This is a genomic window from Dyadobacter sp. HNCC25DJ185 (genome assembly GCF_056895195.1).
In genome coordinates this window covers 12,674-36,408 of record NZ_JBXHAR010000018.1, presented here as the reverse complement: position 1 = coordinate 36,408, position 23,735 = coordinate 12,674, and the positions used below count along the sequence as shown (strand labels likewise).

The window sequence follows — 23,735 nt, the reverse complement described above, 5'->3', positions numbered from 1 at the left end:
TCCGGCTTTTTGTAAGCCTCTGAAAACCAAAAGGGAAGACATGAAAAAAAATCAATAATTTTTGAAATACTCTATCACGTGCATTTTGAGGAGTGCCTCCTGCTTCAAAACATCTCCTGGAGGCAGTGCTCTCTTAAGCTTATAATGAGGCCAGCCATCTTTGTCCATATATTCAAGTATATAATAGGAAGAAAGGCTCAGCACTTTACAAATCCCGATATGCATTAAGTCCTGCTTTTGTTCTTTGGTAAATCTTTTCGCCCCCTGCCCTAATTCCTGAACACCAATCAAAAACAGGACACCATTGAGGTCTGCCGGTTTTTTCCCAACCAATTCTTCCAGGTTACTTAGTAAATGCTCCCATTGAACATCCAGAGGTTGATCTTCTATATCCATAAGTGTTTAACATTTCATTGTGATCCACAGACTTGGAAAACGGGCGTAAAATTGTGTATAATAACCAATAAGCCTGTGAGCGGAGCGCATATATTTTATTAATCGAGTAAAACGACCAGGCGTTCGCATACTCTCAAGGGAGGCTTTAAATCCTTTTTCCTAACTTTGACTTCGTTATCAATAAGAATCAATCCATTGGGAAAACATACAATTTCGAATCAGAATGACTACTTGTCAACTCTGAATGAACCGCAGCGAGAGGCAGTTTTATATGGTAATGGTCCTTTGATGATCATTGCCGGAGCCGGTTCAGGCAAAACAAGAGTCTTGACATATCGTATCGCGAAACTGATAGAAAACGGCGTAGATCCGTTCCGGATTTTATCCCTGACATTCACCAATAAGGCATCGGGTGAAATGCGTCAGCGGATTGAAGGAGCTGTTGGGACAGAAGCGCGTAACATCTGGATGGGAACTTTTCACTCGGTTTTCGCCAAAATCCTTAGAATTGAAGCCAGGTACCTCGGTTACACCAGCGATTTTTCTATTTATGATACGGACGATTCCAAATCTCTTTTAAGAAGTATCATAAAGGAATATAATCTCGACGACAAAACTTACAAGGCAAACGTCGTCTTCAACCGGATTTCCGGCGCGAAAAACAGGCTCATTTCGGCCGATGATTACATCAATAACCAGGTGATCCAGGCAGATGACGATGCAGCGAAAATGAAAGAGGTGGGAAGATTGTACAAAACCTATGTCACCAGATGCTTTCAGGCGAATGCTATGGATTTCGATGACCTGCTTTTTAACACCAATATCCTTTTTCGCGATTTTCCGGATGTGCTCTATAAGTATCAGCACAAATTCCAGCATGTAATGGTGGATGAGTTTCAGGATACCAACGTTTCCCAATATCTGATTACACGGAAACTATCCGCAGTACATAGGAATATAGTGGTAGTAGGTGATGATGCGCAGAGCATTTACGCATTTCGAGGCGCGAACATTGAGAATATCCTGAATTTTGCCAAAGACTTTCCGGATGTACAAACCATTAAGCTGGAACAGAATTACCGTTCAACAGGCAATATCGTTAATGCAGCCAATTCTGTAATTGCACGTAATAAGTCGCAGCTGGAGAAAAAGACCTTTACGCAAAATGAGGAAGGGGCATTGATCGACGTCATTAAGGCTGGATCTGACAATGAGGAAGGACGACTGGTGGCCACGGCGATTTTCGAAGAGAAAATGCAAAAGGCGTTACGTAACGAAAACTTTGCAATCCTCTATCGAACCAATGCCCAATCCCGGTCTTTTGAGGAAGCGCTCCGGAAGCTCGGAATTAAGTACCGTATCATCGGAGGACAGTCATTTTACCAAAGAAAGGAAATCAAGGATCTTTTGGCTTACCTGCGGTTTACTGTAAACCAGCGTGACGAGGAAGCATTTAAAAGGATTATTAACCTTCCAAAAAGAGGAATTGGTGATGCTACGGTAGCCAAAATTGCGGTGACCGCGTCGGAAAATAACCTCGCGATATGGGATGTTGTTGCCAGCATCGGAAAATATGCCAGCGGCCGCACCATTGCACCGATCGAGCAGTTCGCTACACTTATCAAAAGCTTTAAGATACTTGTGGAGGAAGGCAGAGATGCCTACGAAATTGCTGCCCACATTGCCAAAGTGTCGGGTATTTTAAAGGAATTGTATGAGGATAAGACGGTTGAAGGGCTGTCGCGTTACGAGAACGTACAGGAATTGCTCAACGGCATCAAGGAATTTGTCGATAGCGAGGATAATGAGGATAAAACATTAAGCGCATTTTTACAGTCTGTTTCGCTCTTGACCAATGCGGACGAACCCGACGATAATAACGACAACGACCGTGTAACGATGATGACCATTCACTCTGCAAAAGGTCTGGAATTCCGTAATGTGTTTATTGTGGGTTTAGAGGAGGATCTTTTTCCAAGCCAGATGATGTTGGAAAGCAGGCAGGACCTGGAAGAAGAGCGACGGCTGTTTTATGTTGCTATCACCCGTGCTGAGAAAAAGTTGACGTTTTCATATGCCGAGAGCAGATATCAATGGGGACGTATTAAAATGTGTGAGCCAAGCCGGTTTTTGCTCGAAGTAGATAACCGTTTTCTGAATGTCTCCAAAATGGTGCAGACGGCCATCGATCGCGATACAGCTCCCCCGATTACTTCCTTTGCCCGAAACCTAGTTCAGCGTAAGCCGGTTGAACCAAAACCCAGTAATCCGATATCTTCGCATACACCGTCATCGGATTTTGTTCCCAGTGATACTTCTGACCTGATCGAAGGCGACAAAGTGGAACACTCAAAATTCGGGTTTGGGGAGGTGGTCAAAATGGATGTAAACGGTACGGACCGAAAGGCGACAGTGAAATTTGATCTTGCTGGAGAAAAAACGTTGTTGCTGAGTTTTGCGAAACTGCGAATTATTAAATAAATCCTCAGGAATAGTTATAGTGGGTTATTCCCCCGCTTTACTATAATTAACATTACCCTGAAACTTCACTGATAACACAATTAGAGTATGTTCATAGATAACGATATTATACAGATAAATGAAAGAGGAAGTGACATCAATACTGTTCAAGAGCAAGTTGGCTATTTTGAAAAGGGATTTCCGTTTTTACAATTATCCAAGGCTGCGACGGTAGGTGATGGTATTATAAGACTTACGGATGAACAGATAAACCAGCTCATTAACGATTTTGATAAAAAAGCTGCGGAAGGTGAAATAGCGCTGCTCAAGTTTGTTCCAGCCTCCGGTGCGGCAACACGTATGTTTAAATCTCTTTTTGGGTTTTTGGAAGAGGGCAAGAGAGATAAATCAGTGGATGAATTTTTTGCGAAGCTTCGGGATTTTGCGTTTTATGACGATCTGAAAACCTCCCTCGCAGCAGACGGTAACAATATAGAAACGTCGGATGAAAAAACAATTGCTGCTTATTTCCTGACGGCCAAAGGCTTAGGCTATGGTGAGTTGCCAAAGGGCTTACTTAAATTCCATAACTACGAGGACAGGTCGCGTACTCCATTGGAGGAGCATTTGGTAGAAGGAGCCCAATACGCCAATGCCGGTGGAAACGTACAGATCCACTTCACGGTATCGCCCGATCATCGTGACAAATTTGAGAAACTGGTGGTAGAAATTTTGCCAACCTACCAAAGCGAATTTGGTGTGAGATACATTGTTTCGTTTTCAGAACAAAAAAATTCAACGGATACCATTGCTGTAAACCCCGATAATTCGCCTTTCCGTGAGAAAGACGGCAGTTTACTTTTCCGTCCGGCTGGGCATGGAGCGCTCCTGGAGAACCTGAGCCAGCTGGATGCGGATATTATTTTTATTAAAAATATCGACAATGTGGTTCCGGATCGCATTAAGGAAGATACAATCACTTACAAAAAGGCATTGGCAGGAATTGTGTTGCAGTATCAGAAACGAATTTTTGGGTACCTGACAGAAATCGAAAGTGGAGCAGATGCGTCTATTTTGGAAGAGTTGGACGCCTTTTTTAGAAACGAATTATGCGTTATTCCGCCCTCGGAATTCGAAAGTTGGTCCGACGAAAAAAAGAAGGAATATTTTGTCCAAAAACTTGACCGACCGTTGCGTGCTTGCGGAATGGTAAAAAACCAGGGTGAGCCTGGCGGGGGACCGTTTTGGGCAGAAAACGCCGACAAATCTTTTTCCCTGCAGATTGTCGAATCAGCCCAGGTAGATGTCGATGACGTTACGCAGAATACAATTTTCAAAGAATCGACCCATTTTAACCCGGTGGACCTGGTTTGCGGCGTTAAAAACAGTAAAGGGGAATTGTATGACCTTAGGAAGTTCAGAGATCCGCTGACGGGCTTTATTACAGCCAAATCGAAAGATGGAAGAGATTTAAAGGCACAGGAACTTCCCGGATTGTGGAATGGCGCTATGGCCGATTGGAACACCCTTTTTGTTGAAGTGCCCTTGCTGACTTTTAATCCTGTAAAGACCGTTAACGATTTGCTGAGGGAACAGCACCAGTAAGCTCCTATCATGAGGATGCCAAATAAAAAACCGCCTGAATTGCTTCGGACGGTTTTTTATTTGGCATCTAATTTTACATTATGGTATCGGTAATACTTTACTTTCTTTAAAAGTAGACAGGATCACCATCGTCTGGGTGCTGGCTACCTCTTCAATTTCATTGATTTTTTCAAGCATCAGTTTCTGATATGTACTGATATCCTTGGAAATAACTCTCAATAAAAAGTCGCCCGTTCCAGTAATGTGGTGGCATTCAATAACTTCTGGTATGGCGTGAATTTTTTCAACAAAAGATTCTGTTACCGCTTTCCGATGCCCAACTAATGAGATCTGAACAAAAGTACTAACGCCCAAGCCTACTTTTTCTGGTTCCAGTTGTGCGTGGTAGCTCTTGATAATACCGGATTGTTCCAGTTTCTTAACACGTTCCAATGTGGGCGCAGGAGACAGGCCTATTTCTTTGGATAGTTGTGCGTTGGTTATTTTAGCATTCGTTTGTAAGATTTCCAGTACTTTACGGTCTATCTGGTCTAACTTAATAATGGCCGACATTTCTCTATGACTAAGGTTTATATTAGGTCCATTTTAGGACGCTGCAAAACTAATTAGTTTCCCGAAGAATCGTGTAATTTTATACTGGAAATTTGTCAAAAAAAAGAATTATCGTAGGTCAAAAATGATTTTGGTGTTTAAATATTAGGCTAATGGCTATTGGAGCGCATTAATACCATTAAAATTAAACCGCATAAGTTTCAATTTTTTGTAAAAAATCCTGGTAAGTGATTTTTATTCCTTCCTCCAGTTCAATGCGATGTTTCCAGCCCAGATCGTGGAGACGGCTCACATCCATGAGCTTACGGGGGGTGCCGTCGGGCTTGCTGGTATTCCAGTGAATTGTACCCTGATATCCGGTTATCTCCCGGATCATTTCCGCTAAAAATTTAATAGATACGTCGGACCCGACACCCACATTCAGAAACCCTGGTTCATTGTAATTCTGCATCAGAAAATAACACGCATCGGCCAGATCATTAGCGTGCAGAAACTCTCTTAGTGGCGACCCGGTGCCCCAGAGTTCGACAAAAGGCTTATTTTCTTCTTTCGCTTCATGAAACTTACGGATCATTGCCGGCAGGACGTGCGAATTATTCAGATCATAATTGTCATTTGGACCGTACAGATTGGTAGGCATCACAGAGATGAAGTTGCAGCCATATTGAGAACGATATGCCTCACACATTTTGATACCCGCAATTTTAGCAATCGCATAAGGTTCGTTGGTCGGTTCCAGAAGTCCCGTTAAAAGGGATTCTTCCCGGAGAGGCTGAGGGGCAAGCTTTGGATAAATGCAGCTGGATCCCAGAAACATCAATTTTTTTGCTCCGGTGCGATATGCGCTGTCGATTACATTGTTTTGGATCAGCAGGTTATCGTGTAAAAATTCTGCACGATAGATGTTGTTAGCCATAATACCACCTACTTTGGCAGCCGAAAGGAAGATATATTCAGGTTTTTCCGTTTCAAAAAAGGATCTGACATCAGCCTGATTTCTAAGATCCAATTCAGAAGATGTTTTTAATATAAAATTGTCAAATCCCTCCTGTACTAATTTTCGATGGATCGCAGAGCCAACCATCCCACGATGTCCGGCGATATAAATTTTAGAACTTTTTTCCACAGGGTTTGTTTAATTTTGTGCTTTGATAATCAATATAGAAAAAACCAATTCGTTACAAAAGTAACAATCTTGCTCTTAAGAAAAATCCAATTCGCATGCAAAGAGTTAATCTGGCTTGTACCTTCTTCTCATTTTGCCTGACAGCAACGGTTTTTGCGCAATCTGAGCAAAAGAATACCACTGCGCCTTCCTGGCTTCCCAAGGAAACGGTAAAAAAGGATACAGTCAGTAGGTCTAAAGACCTGAAATCCTTTGTTTCTGGTTTGGATCCTGTGGTTGGTGCGTCTTTACCAGGCGCTAACGGAAAGTCGACCAGCCTTTCTACACTCTTTGGCGAAACAATACCTGATCTTGGACTTCGTGTAAAAGAATATAAGAGTCAGAAGAAAGACCGTAAACAAAAAAAGGAACGGGCGCGTCTTGCAAAAGTCCAATACCAAGGGATCCCGATGCAGGAAATGTCTGTAAAATATGGCAGCGGTGATAGGGCTACGGTGGAATCTTTTCATGTTTTGAAGGAATACAAACCCATGAATCCGTACGTAAGGGCAACCGAAACACGCTGGTACGACAGGAAGGGAAAAAAATTAAGCTCGGCTCTGATTAAAGAGACGCAGCAGGCATTGCCACTTCACGGGTCTTATAAGAAGTACAGTGGCGAGAACCTGATCGAGGAAGGATACTATTATATGGGTGCGAAAGATGGCCGTTGGGTGAAATATGATACCAAATACAATCTCATTGACAAAGCGATCTGGGATCGAGGTTTTCCCGCCGAATCTCGCATCACGTATTATGATTCAGCACATACTCAAATCAAAGAAGTAATGCCGGTTTCCTTTGGTGAAGTAGAGGGAGAGTACCTTTCTTTCTATAAAGAGGGTCAATTGATGGCGAACGGAAAGTATGACGAAGGAAAAAAAGTAGGCCGCTGGGTTGAATATTATCAATTCCGCCGCCAGCGTAAAAAAGAAATCCAGTATCCCAAAACAGGCTGGGACGAAGAATTTGAGCCTTTTGTGCTGCGGGAGTGGGACGATAAAGGCAAGCTTCTTTACGACTATACCAAAGATCCCCGCGCTTCCGTGGAGGAAGAAACCGAAAATTAACGGGGTATATTTATCTTTCTATGTATTTATCTCTCCTAAGGTTCGTCAGAAATAATAGCTGGCTTGCGATTATATTGTTTGTTCTTCCAGTCGCAATCTATATATGGGTTTTTGAGGCGGTTGCGCTGAACGTAAACTATGTAGCATTTGACGACATCATGATCCTGGGTATTATCCCCGAATTTGATCATGCATCCCTGTTACGCCGCTGGGAGCTGTTGACGACGCTTTTTCCTGAACACCGCCTGGTTTTTTCCCGTTCTGTAATACTGATTTTGCATGGGATTTTTGGAAGGGTAAACCTCGTTTGGCCCATGATCATCGCCAACGTATGCTGGGGATTGTGCGCAGTGGTTTTTTACAGGGCTTTCCTTCGGCTCAACCGCTCGTTCTGGTATTTTCTGCCAATTATTTGGCTTTGGTTCAATATCCAGTCTTTCGAAAATATCTTTTGGGGGGTAAGCTCGCTATGTAACTTCGGCTTGCTGTTATTTGCGTTGACGGCTCTCTATTTGGTGGTATATCATCCTGAAAAGATAGCTTTCTCACTCTTTGCCGCCGCCGCTGCCACGTTCACTTACGGAAACGGATTGATGGTTTTTCCTGTAATCGGGTTACTTTACTTGCTTATGGGTTACCGCAAACAGTTTGTAATTACCGCCATGGTGACCATCATCATCGCGATCGTCTATTTTATTGATTTTACCCCGATCACTCAGAATCTCGATTTTTCCAATCCCACGCAGGTGAGGGATGGTTTCTTTGGGTTGTTTGGCTTTATTGGGTCTATTGCTACACTAACTGCTTATGGGACCCCTCATTATTTATTGTATCTGGCCTCGGCGATGGGGATACTCCTCTCCCTGGGTTTTCTTTTTCTGTATCGAAAACAGTATGGCCCGCTTTGGGATTCTGTTTGGCTGAAATCCCGGTACAACAATCAAACGGCGCTTTTTGCAGTGGGGATTGCAATTTTTGTCGCCATTACCGCATTGGCCCTTACCTATAAAAGAATTCCTACCGACACCTTTGAGGGGATGTTCAAAGGTCGTTACCGCATGTATTCCACATTATCTTGCATTGCGTTTTATTTGGGGGGGCTGGCCGTTGTGGAACCGGGTTTTTCGAGAAAGCTTTCTCCAATGATATTGCTTGCGGCAATTGTGCTCAATTTGTTGATTTTGCAAACCAACTTTGCCGAAGCCGTCAACAATAGGCGTGCGGCAATTGTACAGGAATTTAATGCGCGTTACAATGCAGACTGGCTGGGTGTCAGAATGTTTTCAATGGATCAGAAACACTACGAAAAAATCCGGTCGTATTATAATTCCGCCGATCCTATTGCCGAAGGTTGGAATCCCCGCATTGGTTCTGATCACATCGCTTGCGACAGCTTGTACAAGCCCGACATGGTCATCAAATCGGGGAACCTTATCCTGGTAAACTTTGAAAATGATTTTTTTAAGGCGGAAAGGGACTATTCCGACGGGGCTTACGTGCTACTGAAATCGTCCAGCCACGTTTATGCATCACCGCAGAATCAGTCGGCAGTGCCTGTAAAGACCACTCTGAGGCGTCAGATGTATTTTTCAAAAGGGGCACACGCCAGTTTCCATGAAGCAAATGTAGAGCCCGGCCTCTACCATATTTACCTGCTGGTCCGCAAAAACGGGAAAAATAAAGTGTATTGTACCGGTCGAACCTGGCAGGAAGCCGAATGATTCAGAACTTGTTATGCACGCCGGTAAGTATCCGCTCCACTTCCTTACGTATCTCCGAAGAAGGCCTTGTATAATTGTTATTCATGAAACTGAATACAAGCGTCTTACCTTTCTTAGTGATCAAAAAACCACTCAGATTGTATACATTGCTCAGACTCCCGGTTTTAGCAAAAATGAACGGGGTTTCAGCTTTGAAAAGATTGGTTAACGTGCCGGTTTTCCCTCCCGAAGGCAACAAGGCAAACAGCCTTTCCCGCGGCACTTTCGCATATATTTTCTGAAGTAATGCGACAAGGGTTCTTGGGGTGAATAAATTATACCTGCTCAGACCAGATCCGTCTTTCCACACCGGTCGATCGGGTAAGTCATTTAAATGATGCTCTATCATATGTGCGATCGCCTTTTCGGTATTTAAGGGAAGGCCGTTTGCCGATGCGTAAAGAAGCATCAGTTGTTCGGCGAGCATATTGTCGCTCACATAAAGCATCCGCCTGTAAAGTGAATCGGACGGGATACTGTATACTTTTTGCACCTCTATTTCAAGCGGAATATTGATGAGCTTGATTTCCTTTTTTAAAGTGTCGCCCAAAAGATCGAGTGCCAGCTGATTAGTCATATGAACCGGGACTTCCTGTAAAAGCCCCTGGGGTACAGCAAGACGGGAGTGGTGAAATACATTTTGCGATTCCTCCCTTTTGATACCCTGGGCCGTCGTATCGAATTCCATTGATTTCTCCCAAAACCTGGGGCGGACGTTGAATTTTTGTGAAGCTTCACCCCTGAATTGCGCAATGTTTCCGTAAACGGGCAAGGGGGTGACCTCTGGCTGATAGTAATCATTATAGTCATCCCAGGCCCAGCCGGGTCCGAAACGTTTATTTTCAAAATGATATGGTGTAAAGAAGATGGGTTCTTTCCTGCTTTTCAGGAAATCGAAAACCTTGCTATGCGGGAGGTCGGGGTGCAGCAAAGATGGGTCGCCGGTTCCGCGAATGATCAGCAATTCGCCCCATTCCAGATATTCCAGCCCAGGTATTGAGTCTCCCAGAGCACAAAGCCCGGCATAAAAACTGAATAGCTTGGTATTGGAGGCAGGAGTGAAATATTTGTTGTCCTGATACGATGCGAGAGCTTGCTTTTCGCCCAGATTGGAAATGGAAACACCCGTATGCTGTTGACTTAGAACCGGGGAGTTTTTTAACTCTTTCTTGATATAGTGTGAGACCGAACAACCAGATAATGAAAGGATACCAACAAATGAAAGAAGCGTGCGCATGGAGGTGATTTAAGATTTACTAAAATCCAAAGTTAATATTTTCGGTCATTTTTGACGACGTCTAAAATGCAGTCGATTATTTATGGGTTTGGACCCGCACCCGGGATCTTTAAAACATTTCTGATAACGAGAGAATAGCCGCCTGTAAGTGTAATAGTAGAATCTTTTTTGGGATCAAACTGGCAAGTGCAGGCCGTGTCCACCAACACAAATTTGTTCGCACCCGTGTTTGTGGAAAGCGACAGCAAATGATATCGTTGCAAATAGGCATGTATATCCGCATTTTGATATAAATCATGACATATTCCAATCGTTGCTGCCCTGGGAACGTGTTTTCGAATTTCTTTCGCATTTTCTGCCATGGTATCGGGCCGTTCATCGGTAACCATTTTAATGGTCAATACCCAGCAAAGCATTGTGGCGGCAAACAGTCCGCCCATGCATAGTCTTTTTGTTAAAGACATCATTTGATCCACTTTTTCAACCAGCAGGCAGGCAAAAAACATGGCGACAAAAGGCAATGCGGGGAGCAGATAATGCGGATATTGCTTAATGCTGATCAGCATAGGCAGTATTCCCGACATTCCAATTAAAAGTGTAAACAGGCCAATTCGAAAAACGGATCTCGAAAGACCAGTTTTGATCCCTCCAAATAAGGCTAGCAAATGCAAGCCGGCTAGAACACACAAATGCGGATATACGTTGTGCAGCAATTCTTTCAAAAGGTCAAAATGAGCTGTCCAGCCTGTGCCTGTCTTCTCTCTTTTTTGTAATAAAGCCTGCACTACCTGGCCATGAAAGTAGGCCCGAAGAAAATCATACGCAGGCTGATAGGCCAGTATGGCAGCAAGGCAGAGAATAAAAATCCCGGCCAGGGCAGTGGTTACGATCCCGGGAGCAAACCTGGATTCGATAGAAAACATTTGGTTTGTGAATGCATAGATCAGTGGAAAGGCAAGTGGATAGAGTCCGACCGGGCCTTTGGTCAGAAATGCAAAAACAATGCATAATCCTGCTAAAATCAGCCAGACATAAGATGGGTAGGAAGCCGTGTTCCTTTTTATAAAAATCAATTGGAAATAGCAGGATAGCAAACAAAAAACAGCCATGGTGCTGTCCAGGAAGTTGTTAGGAATGCCATAATACACTATAGTCATGGCGTACCAGCACAGTACAGCGAGCCAGGAGTAGGATTTGTATTTTGGAAGTTCTTCAAATAATTGATTCCATATCGCAATGATCAAAATAACAGAACACGCTAGAATGATCAGGTTCCAAACGTTTTCGACAGCGGTGGTATCGCCCATGATCCTGAAAAGCATGGACTGCATTCCGAACATCAGGGGCGGATGGTCCGAAAAAAAAGTGCTGCTGGCGTAGGGCAGCCAAAATGAATGTGCGAAGAAGGGCATCCAGAATGAGCCGATGCCAAGCGCCATATTTCTAGAAATGGACGCGTAAGTGACGCCATCCATAAACATGGTATCGTCGAGCGAGCGAGGCAGAAAAGTGATGAGGATAAAACTCAGGGTAAATATCCAAAGAAGCAGCTTCATGTATTTGTATTTTGAATCGGATTCAATGGCATCTTGTAGTGCGAAGTTTTTTCAAATAATGGACTTTTTGGGCAGATATCACATTACTTTGCAAAGGTTTTTCAACACACTGCAAACATAACTCTGGTGATTGATCTTCAGTCCATCCTCCGGCAATATTGGGGTTACGATACTTTCCGCCCGTTTCAGGAGGAAGCGATCAAGACAGTACTTAACGGCAACGATGCGCTGGTTTTGCTCCCGACCGGCGGTGGAAAATCGATTTGTTTCCAGGTACCTGTAATGGCGTCCGAAGGCGTTTGCATTGTGGTTACACCGCTCATTGCCCTGATGAAAGACCAGGTGGAGCAGCTCAAAAGGCGCGATATTCCTGCCGCGGCCATTCATTCGGGGATGAGCCGGAACGAAATAGACATTACCCTCGACAACTGCATTCACGGAAATACAAAATTCCTTTACGTTTCTCCCGAACGGCTCAGGACAGATATCATGATCGCGCGGGCCAGCCAGATGGATATTTGCCTGCTCGCCATTGACGAAGCGCATTGTATTTCTGCCTGGGGTTACGATTTCCGCCCTTCTTACCTGCTGATCTCTGATTTTCGTAAACTGATCCCCGGTGTGCCGGTGATGGCACTTACGGCAACTGCTACCGAGGAGGTCCGCGCAGATATCCTGGATAAACTTCAGATGCGCAGTGCCAGGGTTTTTAAACAATCTTTTGCCCGGGCCAACTTGTCGTATTCGGCATTTGCGGAGGAAAATAAGGAAGCCAAGCTGCTGCAGATCCTCAAAAATGTGCCGGGCACCGCTATTATTTATGTCCGGACCAGGAAAAAAACCAAAGACCTGGCGGACTGGCTGGTCAGGCAGGGGATATCTGCCCGGAATTACCATGCAGGGTTGCCATTCAAAGAGCGATCGGACTGTCAATCTGCCTGGATCAGAAACCAGACCCGGGTTGTGGTCGCAACCAATGCATTCGGAATGGGTATCGACAAGCCCGATGTACGGGCAGTAATCCATTTTGACCTGCCAGATAACCTCGAAGCCTATTACCAGGAAGCCGGACGTGCCGGGCGCGATGAGAAAAAAGCATATGCTGTTGCCTTGTTTAACAAAATCGACCTGCAGGAATTATCTGATAGCATTGAGCGTAAATACCCGCCGGTCGAAAGCTTGCGGAGGGTTTACCAGTCACTGGCCAACTATTACAAAATAGCGGTCGGTGCGGGGGAGTTCAGCAGTTTCAATTTCGATATCCAGGAGTTTACCGGAGTTTTCGGGCTGCCCGTCAACGAGACACATTATGGTTTGAAACTTCTTGAAGAAGAAGGGTTTATTCAGTTAAGCGAAAATTTTAACGATCCATCCAAAATACATTTTCTGGTCGATAACAGGCAATTATACGATTTCCAGATACGCAACCAGGAAATCGATTCGTTTATCAAACTGATTCTGCGGATGTATGGCGGCGAACTCTTTACCGAATACGTCCGGATCTCGGAAACCGAAATAGCGCAAGTATTTTTTGCACCTGAACAGGAAATTATCAAAAAACTCAGATTTCTGGCGGAGCGGGATATCATAGCATACGAACCCAGAAGGGATAAACCCCAATTGACTTTCTTAACACCCCGATATGACGCGGCGCTTTTACCGCTGAATATTTTTGAAATAGAGAAAAAGAAAGACAGGGACCTGAAAAAAGCCAAAGCGGTTGCCCGGTATGCAACCCATACGCACATCTGCAGGACATTGTTGTTGCTGGAATATTTCAACGAATTTGACGCAAAGGAATGCGGCGTTTGTGATATCTGTATCAAAAACAAGAAAAGTGGTCCGGAAAAGGATCCTGGTATTTCGGAGGCGATCATTCAATACCTGAGCAGTACAAATGCGGTTACGCCGGGGCAGATCAGGCGGGCTTTTGAAAAAATACCTGAAAATGCTTTCCTGCAATCATTACAAGATCTCATTGAAGAGGAAGTAGTCCGTTACGATCCGTCCGGAAGATTGTCCTTAACTAACAAAACTCAACATTGAAAAAAGCAGCACTCACTTTCGCATTATTGTCTTCGTTGATCGCAACCTCCAGTTATGCACAGCAACAGATCCCAGGCTTGGAGAGCAGTAATTATGGCGGGCTTTACCGTGCTACCTACAATCCTTCCATTATTGGAGGACCGAGGCACAAGTGGCAGATTAATATTGGCACACTCGGCGGGAGCATCAATTACCGATATTTCCGGTTTATCGGGGAAAATTCGCTGCTTTACCCGCTACTTGCCTCGCATTCAACCAAAGAGTTATATGGACGGTCGCGGACTATGGGTTCGCTTACTTATAAGGACCCGGTATATCTGGCCAGCGAAATACGCTGGCCGTCGGCAATGGTTTCGCTGGGCAAATACCAGGGACTTGCATTGCAGTTCCGTACACGGGGCTATGCAATAGCTAGCAATGTTCCTGAACCCATTCAAAATATGTACTTCTATCGGTTGGACACTGGCGGCACGCCTGTGATCAATAACCAGCAATGGGGAGATTTCAGCATGGTCCAGCAAAGTTTTTCGGATATGAGCCTGACCTACGGTGCGCAATTGCTTGATCTAAAAGCACATAAGCTTCGCATTGGGGCAACAGTCAAGCGGGTTTTTGGTGCCAGAATTGGCTATCTTGTGGGGTCTGCAAATCATTTCAGTCTTAACCCGGTTAGTGCGAACTCCGAATCCAGCCAATTGACGGTATCAAACCTTACTTACGAAAGCGGGTACAGCGCGCCGACGAGGAAAAATGGATTAGGCGACCTTTTCAATTCGGATAAAACCGGAGCAGGCTGGGCTTATGACCTTGGATTTTCCTATGAGTTGGGCTCCTATTGGGGCAAATCAAAAGAAGTTTACGACGAAAGTCCCGAATATTTGATCAGGATCGGAGCGTCTCTCACAGATATCGGCTCGATCAAATACCGCACTGCCGATTCCAGGATGACGCGCGGCAGCGTTACGGAATCGGTGATTGGACAGAAAGAATTGGAAACGATCAGTGACCACGGGCCGCAGGGATTCATGAGTCTGTTTCCTGCTGAAAGCGATTCTACGTTTAATGGGACTGTACAACTGGCCCAGGCGGTGCACTATGAAGCAGATATTCAGCTCGTTAAGGGATTTTTTGTTACCTTATCAAAAACCCAGCGGTTCAAGAGCAGGAGCGCACAACCATTGGATGTGTATATGCCTAATTCGTTTACGATTACTCCCCGCTTCGAGGACGAGGATTCGGATTTTGCGTTTCCGATCACTTTCATACAAGGCAATAACCGGCCTTCTATTGGTGCTATGGGACATTTTGGACCCATTTTCCTAGGTTTCAGCAGTGTGAATGGTTTGATGAAAAAGGGCGGCGCGAGGGGAAGCATGGTTTATATCGGATTCACGGCGTGGAAGTTGTACAGAAAAAAAGACAAAGAATAACATGCAAAAGAAATCTACCCTGCTTTTTATCTGCTTTTTCCTGCCTCTTGCGCTGCTGGCGCAGCACGAAGATCATACTTCCCGTGTAAAAACGGAGGGCATTGAGCCTCAGCCCCTGCTTGCGCATGCATTGCGTTTGCAGGAGGCGCTTGCTTTTTCGGGAAATGCGTTATCGGAGGCTGATACCAAAAAAATAAAGCAATTGAGTGATAAGGCTTTAAGTAAGGAAACAGTAACCGTTATTCAGGAAATACTGGACCCGTATTGTCTCAATGTAATCGACATCAATCCCGAGGGTCGGGTAAAAGTAGAGCGTGGTCCTGCGAAAGCCACGCTGATCCAGGGAGGCTGGACGAGCTTTCTGGTCAGGGTCAATAATGATGGGGGTATCACCGCAAAACTGGAAGCCGAAAGCGCCAATTCTGCCAGGCCTTTCCACGCCCCGTCTTTTGATCACAAAGTAAAAAAAGAGAATGAGGTAACTCCGGGTCAGATCGCCAACCGCTTCCTGGATATCCGTATGTACACAAACCGGCCTATGCTGCCCAATCTCACGGGTTTGAAACTGGAATATGCGATTGTACAGGTTTATTCCAAGGACGCTGGTCAGCGGGAAGCGGAGGTCGCATACAATGTCGGGCAGGGATCGCAGGATATTGGTTTTCGGAATGCGACACACATTCTTTTTGATTGTAAGCCGGCCGTTAAGGTCAAGTTTCATGTGAAAGACGAGGACGGATCGCCGGTGATGGCTTCTTTTTTGATCTCTGACGGACAGGAGCAGGCTGCTGGGAAATTCAAAAAGATCTATCCGCTTCCCGCAAGAAGATTAGCCGCGACCGATGAATACCCTGATTTTTTCTTCCAGCCCCAGATTTACCGCACCGATGGCGAACACGTGCAGTTACCCGCCGGGAAGTATAAAGTAACGTTCACCCGCGGTCCTGAATATATTATCCAGACAAAGGAAATCAATGTCCCGGCTGTTGATTCATTCGATGTTTCTTTTCAATTGAAACGCTGGATCCAATTGTCGAAACTGGGCTGGTTTAGTGCCGATCACCATATCCATGCAGCAGGATGCAGCCATTACGATAGCCCTACGGAAGGAGTAGACCCGAAAGATATGTGGCGACAGGCTTTGGGCGAAGACTTGAACATGGCTGCTAATCTGGCATGGGGGCCAAGCTGGTACCACCAGAAGACCTTTTTTACCGGCAAGGACCTGACACTGTCCAATAAAAAAAATGTGATGCGCAACGACGTGGAGGTTTCAGGGTTTCCCTCATCGCATTCAGGGCATATCGTTTTGTTGAGCATCAAGGAGGATGATTATCCTGGCACGACGCAGATCGAACAATGGCCAAGCTGGACGGCGCCGATACTTGCGTGGGCCAAATCTCAGGATGGGGTGGTAGGCTATGCGCACTCGGGCTGGGGATTGGAGCCGATGACGCGGGCGGATAAGCTTCCCAACTACATTGTCCCGAAAATGGATGGGATAGGAGCTAATGAATACATCGTTACCGTGACGCAAAATCTTGTTGATTTTTTCAGCGCTGGCGATACGCCGGCACCGTGGGAGCTGAATATGTATTATCACACGCTTAATTGCGGTTTCAGGCCAAGGCTCAGTGGTGAAACGGATTTTCCATGCATTACAGACGCGCGCGTGGGGCAGGCGAGGAGTTACTTCAAGCCCGAAGGTGAGATGACGTATGATCATTATGTGAAGGCAATTAAAAAGGGAAGAAGCTACGTTTCCGACGGCAAGTCTCACATTATGGATTTTGCTGTCAATGGAGTTGAAGCCGGTGTAGCTGAGAGCGAATTATCCTTGCCGGGCATGCAAAATATTAGCATTACAGCGAAAGTAGCGGCGTATTTGCCGGCAGTACAGGATACGGTTGGAGAGCAGATCGCAAAAACTTCGCTCCTTTTCATGCCTTATTGGGATATTGAAAGAGCCCGAATTGGAAAATCCAGAAAAGTGAGGGTTGAGTTGATTGTGAATGGAGAACCGGTGGATACAACAGAAGTAACTGCAAACGGGGAGGTAAACAATGTGAAATTCAGTTACCGGTTAGAAAAATCAGGCTGGGCAGCATTGCGTATTTTCCCGAGCTCGCATTCAAACCCTGTTTTTATAAAAGTTGATAATAAGCCCATTGTCGAAAAGAGAAGTGCCGAATGGTGCCTGGCTACACTGGAACAATGCTGGAAGATGAAGGAACCCAATATCCGTGCAGAAGAGAAGAAAGCGGCCGAAGCGGCTTATGACAGTGCGAGGAAAGTATATCGGGCACTGATAGAAGGCGGTGCGGGAAAGTAGCAGTCAGGACTCGGGGTTTTTCTTCCCGAATACGCTTCCGATCCGGCTGATCATTCGTTTTTCAAACTCCCAGAAAAAGGAGAATTTCCCCCATGCCCAACCCCAGGCCAGCAATATAACCTGGTACAATGGAAGGATGATCAGGATGTTGACGGTCCAGCGGATCCAGGAAGAGGAAGCGTTGTCGAGACCGATCAGCTGGAAGATAATACGTTTGACGTAAAGAACCGAAAACCCTGTACAGGCAAAAACGGCGAGAATGATGAAGACATCCCATGCATTCCTGACGTTCCAGCGCTGTTTCAGTTTTTCGAGCATACCAACCTATTCGTACAGAAAATCAAGGTGCTCGGGTTTGATCACCTCGGTGTCCAAAGTTAAAAATTCTTCCCAAAAGGGATCATTGGGAACGCCAGCTTTGCAAATAATCGGCTCTTTTTTTACCGGATGCTCAAAATAAAGCCGCCTCGCATGCAGGTTAATGTTGCCGTCCGGATTTCCTTTGGGATAACCGTACTTCACATCGCCACGGATCGGGCAATCCATGGAAGCAAGTTGTACCCGGATCTGGTGGGGCCTGCCGGTTACCGGCATTACCTCCAGCAAATGAAACTTATTTAACTCCCCAAGCCAGCGGTAACTCAGTTCTGCGCGTTGAGTACCCGGTTTTTCATAGTCATAAGCGGTTGTCACATTGCGGGTCTCATCTTTGGAAAGCCAATGCACAAGCTTGCCCTTTTTTTCGGCAGGTTTGTTTTTAACTACAGCCCAATAGGTTTTCTGGACGTCACGTTTCCGGAATATTTCATTCATGCGTTCGAGCGCTTTGGAAGTGCGCGCAAATACGACCAGTCCGCTTACAGGTCGGTCGAGCCGGTGAACGGTGCCCAAAAACACTGCCCCGGGTTTGTTGTAAGTTTCTTTGATATATTCTTTACCCATATCCAAAAGACACTTGTCCCCTGTTGCGTCGCCTTGTACGAGTATACCCGGTTCTTTGTTGATGATAAGCAGGTGATTGTCTTCGTAGATAACGTGGAGTTTATTCTTAGCCATTTGATTAGTTCTTTACTTTTAAAAAGGTCAATACGATTCCTGCTCATTTGGGAATGATTTACCTTTCACATCTTTGATATAATTGGATATTGCGTCGGTCATAATGCCATTCAGGTCGGCATATCGGCGCAAAAATCTAGGTTTGAATGCTTTGTTAATACCAAGCAAATCATGTAGCACCAAAATCTGACCATCTGCATATTGACCGGCACCAATTCCGATCGTAGGTATGGAAACACTTTCGGAAACTTTTTTAGTCAACGAAGCAGGAATTTTTTCTAAAACCATTGAAAAACAGCCTACTTCTTCCAGCATCTTGGCGTCTTCCAGGAGCTTTTGGGCCTCAGTTTCCTGTTTTGCACGGACTGTGTAAGTACCAAATTTGTAGATAGACTGAGGCGTCAGGCCCAAATGCCCCATTACAGGCACGCCTGCACTTAATATGCGGGTGATAGAATCTTTGATTTCCAGTCCTCCTTCCAGCTTCACAGCATGTGCACCCGATTCTTTCATGATCCGAATCGCTGAATTCAATGCCTCGCGGGAATTGCCCTGATAAGAGCCGAACGGTAAGTCCACGACCACCAATGCCCTTTTCACCGCGCGCACCACCGAAGTAGCATGGTAAATCATCTGGTCGATGGTAATAGGCAAGGTCGTTTCGTGTCCAGCCATCACATTGGACGCGGAGTCACCCACGAGGATCAGCTCAACTCCGGCAGCATCCACGATGCCCGCCATGGAATAATCGTAGGCGGTAAGACAGGAGATCTTCTCACCGCGGGTTTTCATTTCCTGAATGATGTGGGTGGTAACACGTTTAATATCAGGGGTATGTACGGACATTTTTTCGTAGTTTGGTGGTTGGATGTTATTGGAGAGGTTTTGAGTTATGTTCGGGATTGTTCCAATTTCGTTAGGAATTGTTTTTGTGGCATTCGATAAGGATGTCGGGCACGACAATCCCGAACCACAACATGACAAAACACAACAACACGAAACAACCCCAAACTATTCCAAAGCACATCGAAGTATTCTGGACAAATCAAGACCATTCACATCACCTGTGTATGAGCCAATTCTCAGGGTTAAGCCGGGAGGTGTTTTTCCAGATCTGGAATTGAAGTTCGGAGGTGCCGTCACTGTCTGTGGCCACCCTTCCGATATTTTCTCTTGCTTTCACCTTCTGGCCTGCGCGAACAGTTACTCCGTTCATTTTGGCGTAGATTGTCATGTAGTTACCGTGTTGTATTGCAACAACATTTCCCATTCCCGGCATTTCTGTGACATCCAGTACAACACCGTCATACACAGACCGTACCGGTTCCCCGGCAGTGGTTTGGATGTCAACACCCAGGTTATCAATCATCACGCCTTTCAATACCGCATGCGGACGCTGACCAAAATGACCGGAAACGAATCCTTTGACCGGCCACGGCAGCCTGGCCTGGGAAGCGGTAAATGAAGAAGCAAGTGTGGTTTCCTCTTCGCTCATCCCGCTTGAAATCACGGGTTCTTCTTCCTCTTTCGGTTGCTCGACAACAGCAGCTTCTCCTTTTTTCTCTCTTTCCGCATTTTCGCGGGCCAGTCTTTCTCGTTCGGCTTTTCTCCTCGCCTCGCGCTCCTCACGTTCCTTACGCTCCCGTTCCAGGCGTTCGCGCTTTTCCCGTTCTGCAATACGGCGTATATTAGCTTCCAACAAATCGGTAGCACGCTTGTTTTCAGCGATTTGGTTTCTTAATTCAACTTCTTTTTGAGAAAGCTCCTGGATAACCTCGTTTTGCTTTGTCTTTAACCCTTCGAGCTTGGTGTTTTCAGAAACGCGGGTGTCCAATACTGTTTTCTGCTGGTTCTTTTTACTTGTAATACGTTGGCGTTCAGCAGCAATCTGTTTTTGCAAGATTTCAATCTCTTTCACTTGGTCCTCACGGGCATCGGTATACTGTTTTAAATATTTATACCTCAACACAAGTTGATTGAATGTCCCCGCCGAAAACAGGAAGACCAGTTGATTAAAATAAGTATTTCTTTTGGACGCCTCATAAATCATACGTCCATACTCCTTTTTCAGTTTGGCTAAACTACTGTCGAGAGACTGGCGCTTTTTTTCCAGGACCCTTAATTCTCGATCCAGCAATTCAAGATCGTCGGAAAGAAGGTCTATCTGCTTTTTGTAGGTATTGATTTGCTGATTAAGCGCTTTTAACTGGCCGAGGTTGACGTTTTTCTGGGAAGAAGTTTGTTTCAGGATATTTTGGATTTCCCTGATTTTATTCTGGTTTTCACTTTTTTCGCGTTCGAGCTGCTCACGGGTTTTTTGCGCAAATGCACCGAAGCACGCGCAAAGCAGGAACGTAAGCATTAGAAATAAACGACGGTAACCGGGGGTAAGAAAGGGCATATTTATTAATTCTTGCGGCCAAAATACAATTCACGGCGGGCAAAGTTAAGCAGACTTTCCGTATTTTACCTTTTACGCTTGTAGCCCGACGGCACTTTAAACGGAAAGCCTGGATTCTCACTGACAAGTTCTACCTTGCTGTGTTTGATCCGCATATTGGTTTCATTTACCTGCTGGTCCTTTGCCGATTTCACGTTCAGGTTAATGATGCTTGTGAATGGAAATAAAAAACTGCTTACATCCCGGAAATCATCATAGTCTAACGTAAAAGTATTCTGGGTTGGTACTTCTGTGGCTTTCAAACGAGATAATTTCAAGGTACTTTCTGCGATATAATTATCTATTTCCAGCCGATCTTTGATTTGTTTCAGTACATAGAAGTCATTTTCTTTTACAAAGCGACCGTTTGGTTGCTGTTCAAACGGAAGGTTGCCTATGATAATGGATTGTAAAAGAGCAAAATTGAGGTTGAAGTTATATTGTCTGCTCAGTTGCTCGTAATTGAACACAAAGTAGTCGCGGTGGATTTTGTCCATGAAAACAATGGAATCTGGTGTAATGATACCACGAGCCACTTCTAATCCCACTCCGGTTACAGAGATCCAGATAGTGCTGTCGCGTTTCATGCGGATGCTCACATTGGTATTGTCGAAATCTTCGGATTTGCTTTTAAATGAAACTTTTGATTTCGCAACCAGATATTGAAAGTCAAGTTCCTTGACCGTAACTGGTTCCACCGACCCGGGAGAGCGTTTGGAAGCAGAGTCCACTACCGTTGAGGGAACAGCAGCGACCGTAGAATCAATAGTGGGGTTTTTAGTGCTACTTTTTGAAGAACGTTGTTTGTGACAGGCTGTCAACCAAATAAAACAAATGGTTATTAGCCCGACCGTAATTTTATTGCTCATGTAATGCACCCGTTGCTATTTTTTTGTCCAGAAGTTCAGTGGTTTCGCCCATTCTCTTGGCTTTCTTCCATTGTGCCACTGCATTGTCGCGCTCGCCCAATTTGAACAGTACGTCCCCATAATGCTCAACAATCGTGCCACTCACGCCGGCGCTGTCCACCATGGCCTTTTCCAGATATTCCTTAGCTTTCTTATAGTCTTTGCGAATATATAACACCCAGGCATAAGTGTCCAGATAGGTGGGGTTGTTCTGATGTTGCTGCACCAGTCTTTCGGACATTTTGAGGGCAAGGTCGAGTTTTTCCTTGCGAAGTGAGAGAAAATAACTGTAATTGTTCAACACGTGGTCATTATCTGGATTACCTTTTAATGCAAGCTCGTAAGCGGTGTCCGATTTTTGATGGTCACCCATTCCATTGTACGCATCGCCAAGCTCAGCGTTGATGTGTGGGACCATGTCGGGTTTATCCCCAACCAGTTTCAGGCTTTCTTCAAGGGATGAAATCGCCTCCTTGTAATTCCTTTTCATGAGGTGGGCGGTCCCGTTGAAATACCAGAACAACCCCTGGTTTGGAAACAGCTCCAATGCTTTTTCTGAGTGAACCAGCATACTGTCTACCTGGTTAAGGTCACCATCCAGTTGTAGGATCGCGCCCCAAACCATAAACACAGAGCCGTCAATGCGGGAAGCCTTCAGATACATTTCCCGGGCTTCTGCTTTTTTGTTCTGGCGCACCAGCAAATCGCCGTAGATCACATTGGCACGCGCTTCGTTAGGATGCGTTTCGGCAAGCTGTTTTGCCAAAGCAACCGCTTCATTGATCTCCGGCTCGTTTTTTAACATTTCGAGGTACCCGGTCAACACACGGACTTTCGGGTCGGCATCCAAGTTGGGGTTCGCGAAAACCAGCTTCAGTTCCTGGTTGCATTTTTGGACATCGCCATTGCGGCGATAAATGTCGGCAAGCAAAACATGCGCCTGCGCTTCATCCGGATTGATTTTAAGCGCTTCTTCCAAGGGTACAACCGCTTCCACAATGCGATCATTGGCAATCAATAGCTCGGCCATTTCCACGCGATAGCTTACTTCGGTAGGCTCGGCGGCGATCAGTTTTTTTGCTTCTGCAAGTGCCTTGTCCAGGTTATTTTGTCGTAAATAAAGCTGTTGCTTCTGATGTGTGACCTCTTCGGTAACGCCCATCGCCTTTTCCAGCCCATCATAGGTTTCAATGGCTTTGTCGAACTGGTCGTTGAAGACATAAACAGCGGCCAGCTCTACGGCATATTGGATGTTCTCAGGATTTTTAGCAACCAGTGTTTGGTATATCTGTGCTGCTTCGGGGTATTTTCTGCGCTTGGCATATAGCTCGGCCAGTTGTTGCGCATAATAAATATTTGTCTTATCAAGATCGAACGCTTTTTTGGAAGAAACGATAGCCTCATCAGGCTTCTCCAGCTTAATGAGGGCAGTTGCCATCAGGTAATGGCTGGCGGCATCCTTGGGATTGGACTGAACCAGTTTTTCGAAGACGGGCAAGGCACGGTCAGGTTCGTCTTTCATCATAAACTTCATCCCTTCCGCAACCAATGATTCCTCTTCGAGCCTGAAACCTGTTGCTTCCGATTTTGCAGGCTCCTTTTCACGCTCTTTGCTGCGACGTTGCGCGTTGGCAGGCTTTGCAAACGCAATGGCTACCAGGCAAATCAGAAGAGTTCGTTTTAAATATTCGGTCCTCATATCTTAATCGTCGCCATCAGATC

Annotated in this window: 18 protein-coding genes; 7 read left to right on the top strand and 11 right to left on the bottom strand. The window is 45.4% G+C overall.

What is annotated here, in order from left to right:
* Positions 1 to 51 precede the first annotated feature (51 nt).
* The gene (locus AC1XUF_RS31505) at positions 52 to 396 is read right to left on the bottom strand and encodes a hypothetical protein (RefSeq protein ID WP_483345860.1); all 345 of its coding nucleotides are present in this window, start codon (positions 394 to 396) and stop codon (positions 52 to 54) included.
* 195 nt (positions 397 to 591) lie between these two features.
* Here AC1XUF_RS31505 and AC1XUF_RS31500 point away from each other — a divergent pair, with 195 nt between their 5' ends.
* Positions 592 to 2,877: an ATP-dependent helicase gene (locus tag AC1XUF_RS31500; protein ID WP_483345859.1), complete on the top strand. Its 2,286-nt coding sequence runs from the start codon at positions 592 to 594 to the stop codon at positions 2,875 to 2,877.
* A gap of 87 nt (positions 2,878 to 2,964) precedes the next feature.
* Positions 2,965 to 4,461 carry a DUF4301 family protein gene (locus AC1XUF_RS31495; RefSeq protein WP_483345858.1) on the top strand — a complete coding sequence of 499 codons (1,497 nt, stop codon included), beginning with the start codon at positions 2,965 to 2,967 and terminating at the stop codon, positions 4,459 to 4,461.
* 78 nt (positions 4,462 to 4,539) lie between these two features.
* Here the strand turns inward: AC1XUF_RS31495 and AC1XUF_RS31490 are convergent, their stop codons facing one another.
* Positions 4,540 to 5,013, bottom strand: coding sequence for an Lrp/AsnC family transcriptional regulator (locus AC1XUF_RS31490; RefSeq protein ID WP_015813234.1), 474 nt, complete (start codon positions 5,011 to 5,013; stop codon positions 4,540 to 4,542).
* 184 nt (positions 5,014 to 5,197) lie between these two features.
* Positions 5,198 to 6,139 carry a GDP-L-fucose synthase family protein gene (locus AC1XUF_RS31485; protein ID WP_483345857.1) on the bottom strand — a complete coding sequence of 314 codons (942 nt, stop codon included), beginning with the start codon at positions 6,137 to 6,139 and terminating at the stop codon, positions 5,198 to 5,200.
* 95 nt (positions 6,140 to 6,234) lie between these two features.
* Between AC1XUF_RS31485 and AC1XUF_RS31480 the strand changes: the two genes are divergently transcribed.
* Together AC1XUF_RS31480 and AC1XUF_RS31475 are read left to right on the top strand one after the other, a co-directional pair.
* Positions 6,235 to 7,248 (top strand): toxin-antitoxin system YwqK family antitoxin, encoded by a 1,014-nt coding sequence (locus AC1XUF_RS31480; protein ID WP_483345856.1) that lies wholly within the window; start codon positions 6,235 to 6,237, stop codon positions 7,246 to 7,248.
* Positions 7,249 to 7,268: 20 nt separating this feature from the next.
* Positions 7,269 to 8,969, top strand: coding sequence for a hypothetical protein (locus AC1XUF_RS31475; protein WP_483345855.1), 1,701 nt, complete (start codon positions 7,269 to 7,271; stop codon positions 8,967 to 8,969).
* 1 nt (position 8,970) lies between these two features.
* Here the strand turns inward: AC1XUF_RS31475 and dacB are convergent, their stop codons facing one another.
* Both dacB and AC1XUF_RS31465 read right to left on the bottom strand, forming a co-directional pair.
* Positions 8,971 to 10,245 carry a D-alanyl-D-alanine carboxypeptidase/D-alanyl-D-alanine endopeptidase gene (dacB, locus tag AC1XUF_RS31470; RefSeq protein ID WP_483345854.1) on the bottom strand — a complete coding sequence of 425 codons (1,275 nt, stop codon included), beginning with the start codon at positions 10,243 to 10,245 and terminating at the stop codon, positions 8,971 to 8,973.
* Between the two features lie 80 nt (positions 10,246 to 10,325).
* Complete coding sequence (locus tag AC1XUF_RS31465) at positions 10,326 to 11,801, bottom strand: ArnT family glycosyltransferase (RefSeq protein WP_483345853.1); 1,476 nt, start codon at positions 11,799 to 11,801, stop codon at positions 10,326 to 10,328.
* A 129-nt stretch (positions 11,802 to 11,930) separates the two neighbouring features.
* Between AC1XUF_RS31465 and AC1XUF_RS31460 the strand changes: the two genes are divergently transcribed.
* From AC1XUF_RS31460 to AC1XUF_RS31450, 3 genes are read left to right on the top strand one after another with little or no spacing between them, the layout of a single operon-like run.
* On the top strand, positions 11,931 to 13,847 hold the full coding sequence (locus AC1XUF_RS31460) for a RecQ family ATP-dependent DNA helicase (RefSeq protein WP_483345861.1): 1,917 nt from the start codon (positions 11,931 to 11,933) through the stop codon (positions 13,845 to 13,847).
* Positions 13,844 to 15,277: a DUF5723 family protein gene (locus AC1XUF_RS31455; RefSeq protein WP_483345852.1), complete on the top strand. Its 1,434-nt coding sequence runs from the start codon at positions 13,844 to 13,846 to the stop codon at positions 15,275 to 15,277. The genes AC1XUF_RS31460 and AC1XUF_RS31455 overlap by 4 nt, the downstream gene beginning before the upstream one ends.
* Position 15,278: 1 nt before the next feature.
* The gene (locus tag AC1XUF_RS31450) at positions 15,279 to 17,609 is read left to right on the top strand and encodes a CehA/McbA family metallohydrolase (protein ID WP_483345851.1); all 2,331 of its coding nucleotides are present in this window, start codon (positions 15,279 to 15,281) and stop codon (positions 17,607 to 17,609) included.
* A gap of 3 nt (positions 17,610 to 17,612) precedes the next feature.
* On the opposite strand, the gene AC1XUF_RS31445 is transcribed toward AC1XUF_RS31450, so the two are convergent.
* The 6 genes from AC1XUF_RS31445 to AC1XUF_RS31420 all read right to left on the bottom strand — a co-directional run bounded on the left by AC1XUF_RS31445 (position 17,613) and on the right by AC1XUF_RS31420 (position 23,712).
* Positions 17,613 to 17,927: a DUF6787 family protein gene (locus tag AC1XUF_RS31445; RefSeq protein WP_483345850.1), complete on the bottom strand. Its 315-nt coding sequence runs from the start codon at positions 17,925 to 17,927 to the stop codon at positions 17,613 to 17,615.
* A gap of 6 nt (positions 17,928 to 17,933) precedes the next feature.
* On the bottom strand, positions 17,934 to 18,665 hold the full coding sequence (locus AC1XUF_RS31440) for an RluA family pseudouridine synthase (protein WP_483345849.1): 732 nt from the start codon (positions 18,663 to 18,665) through the stop codon (positions 17,934 to 17,936).
* Positions 18,666 to 18,692: 27 nt separating this feature from the next.
* Complete coding sequence (gene panB, locus AC1XUF_RS31435; RefSeq protein ID WP_483345848.1) at positions 18,693 to 19,511, bottom strand: 3-methyl-2-oxobutanoate hydroxymethyltransferase; 819 nt, start codon at positions 19,509 to 19,511, stop codon at positions 18,693 to 18,695.
* Between the two features lie 214 nt (positions 19,512 to 19,725).
* Positions 19,726 to 21,066, bottom strand: a complete 1,341-nt coding sequence (locus AC1XUF_RS31430; protein WP_483345847.1) for a murein hydrolase activator EnvC family protein — start codon at positions 21,064 to 21,066, stop codon at positions 19,726 to 19,728.
* A 65-nt stretch (positions 21,067 to 21,131) separates the two neighbouring features.
* A complete protein-coding gene (lolB1, locus tag AC1XUF_RS31425) occupies positions 21,132 to 21,974 on the bottom strand; it encodes a lipoprotein insertase outer membrane protein LolB1 (protein WP_483345846.1) in 843 nt (280 codons plus the stop codon).
* Positions 21,964 to 23,712, bottom strand: coding sequence for a tetratricopeptide repeat protein (locus AC1XUF_RS31420; RefSeq protein WP_483345845.1), 1,749 nt, complete (start codon positions 23,710 to 23,712; stop codon positions 21,964 to 21,966). The genes lolB1 and AC1XUF_RS31420 overlap by 11 nt, the downstream gene beginning before the upstream one ends.
* Between the last annotated feature and the right edge of the window lie 23 nt (positions 23,713 to 23,735).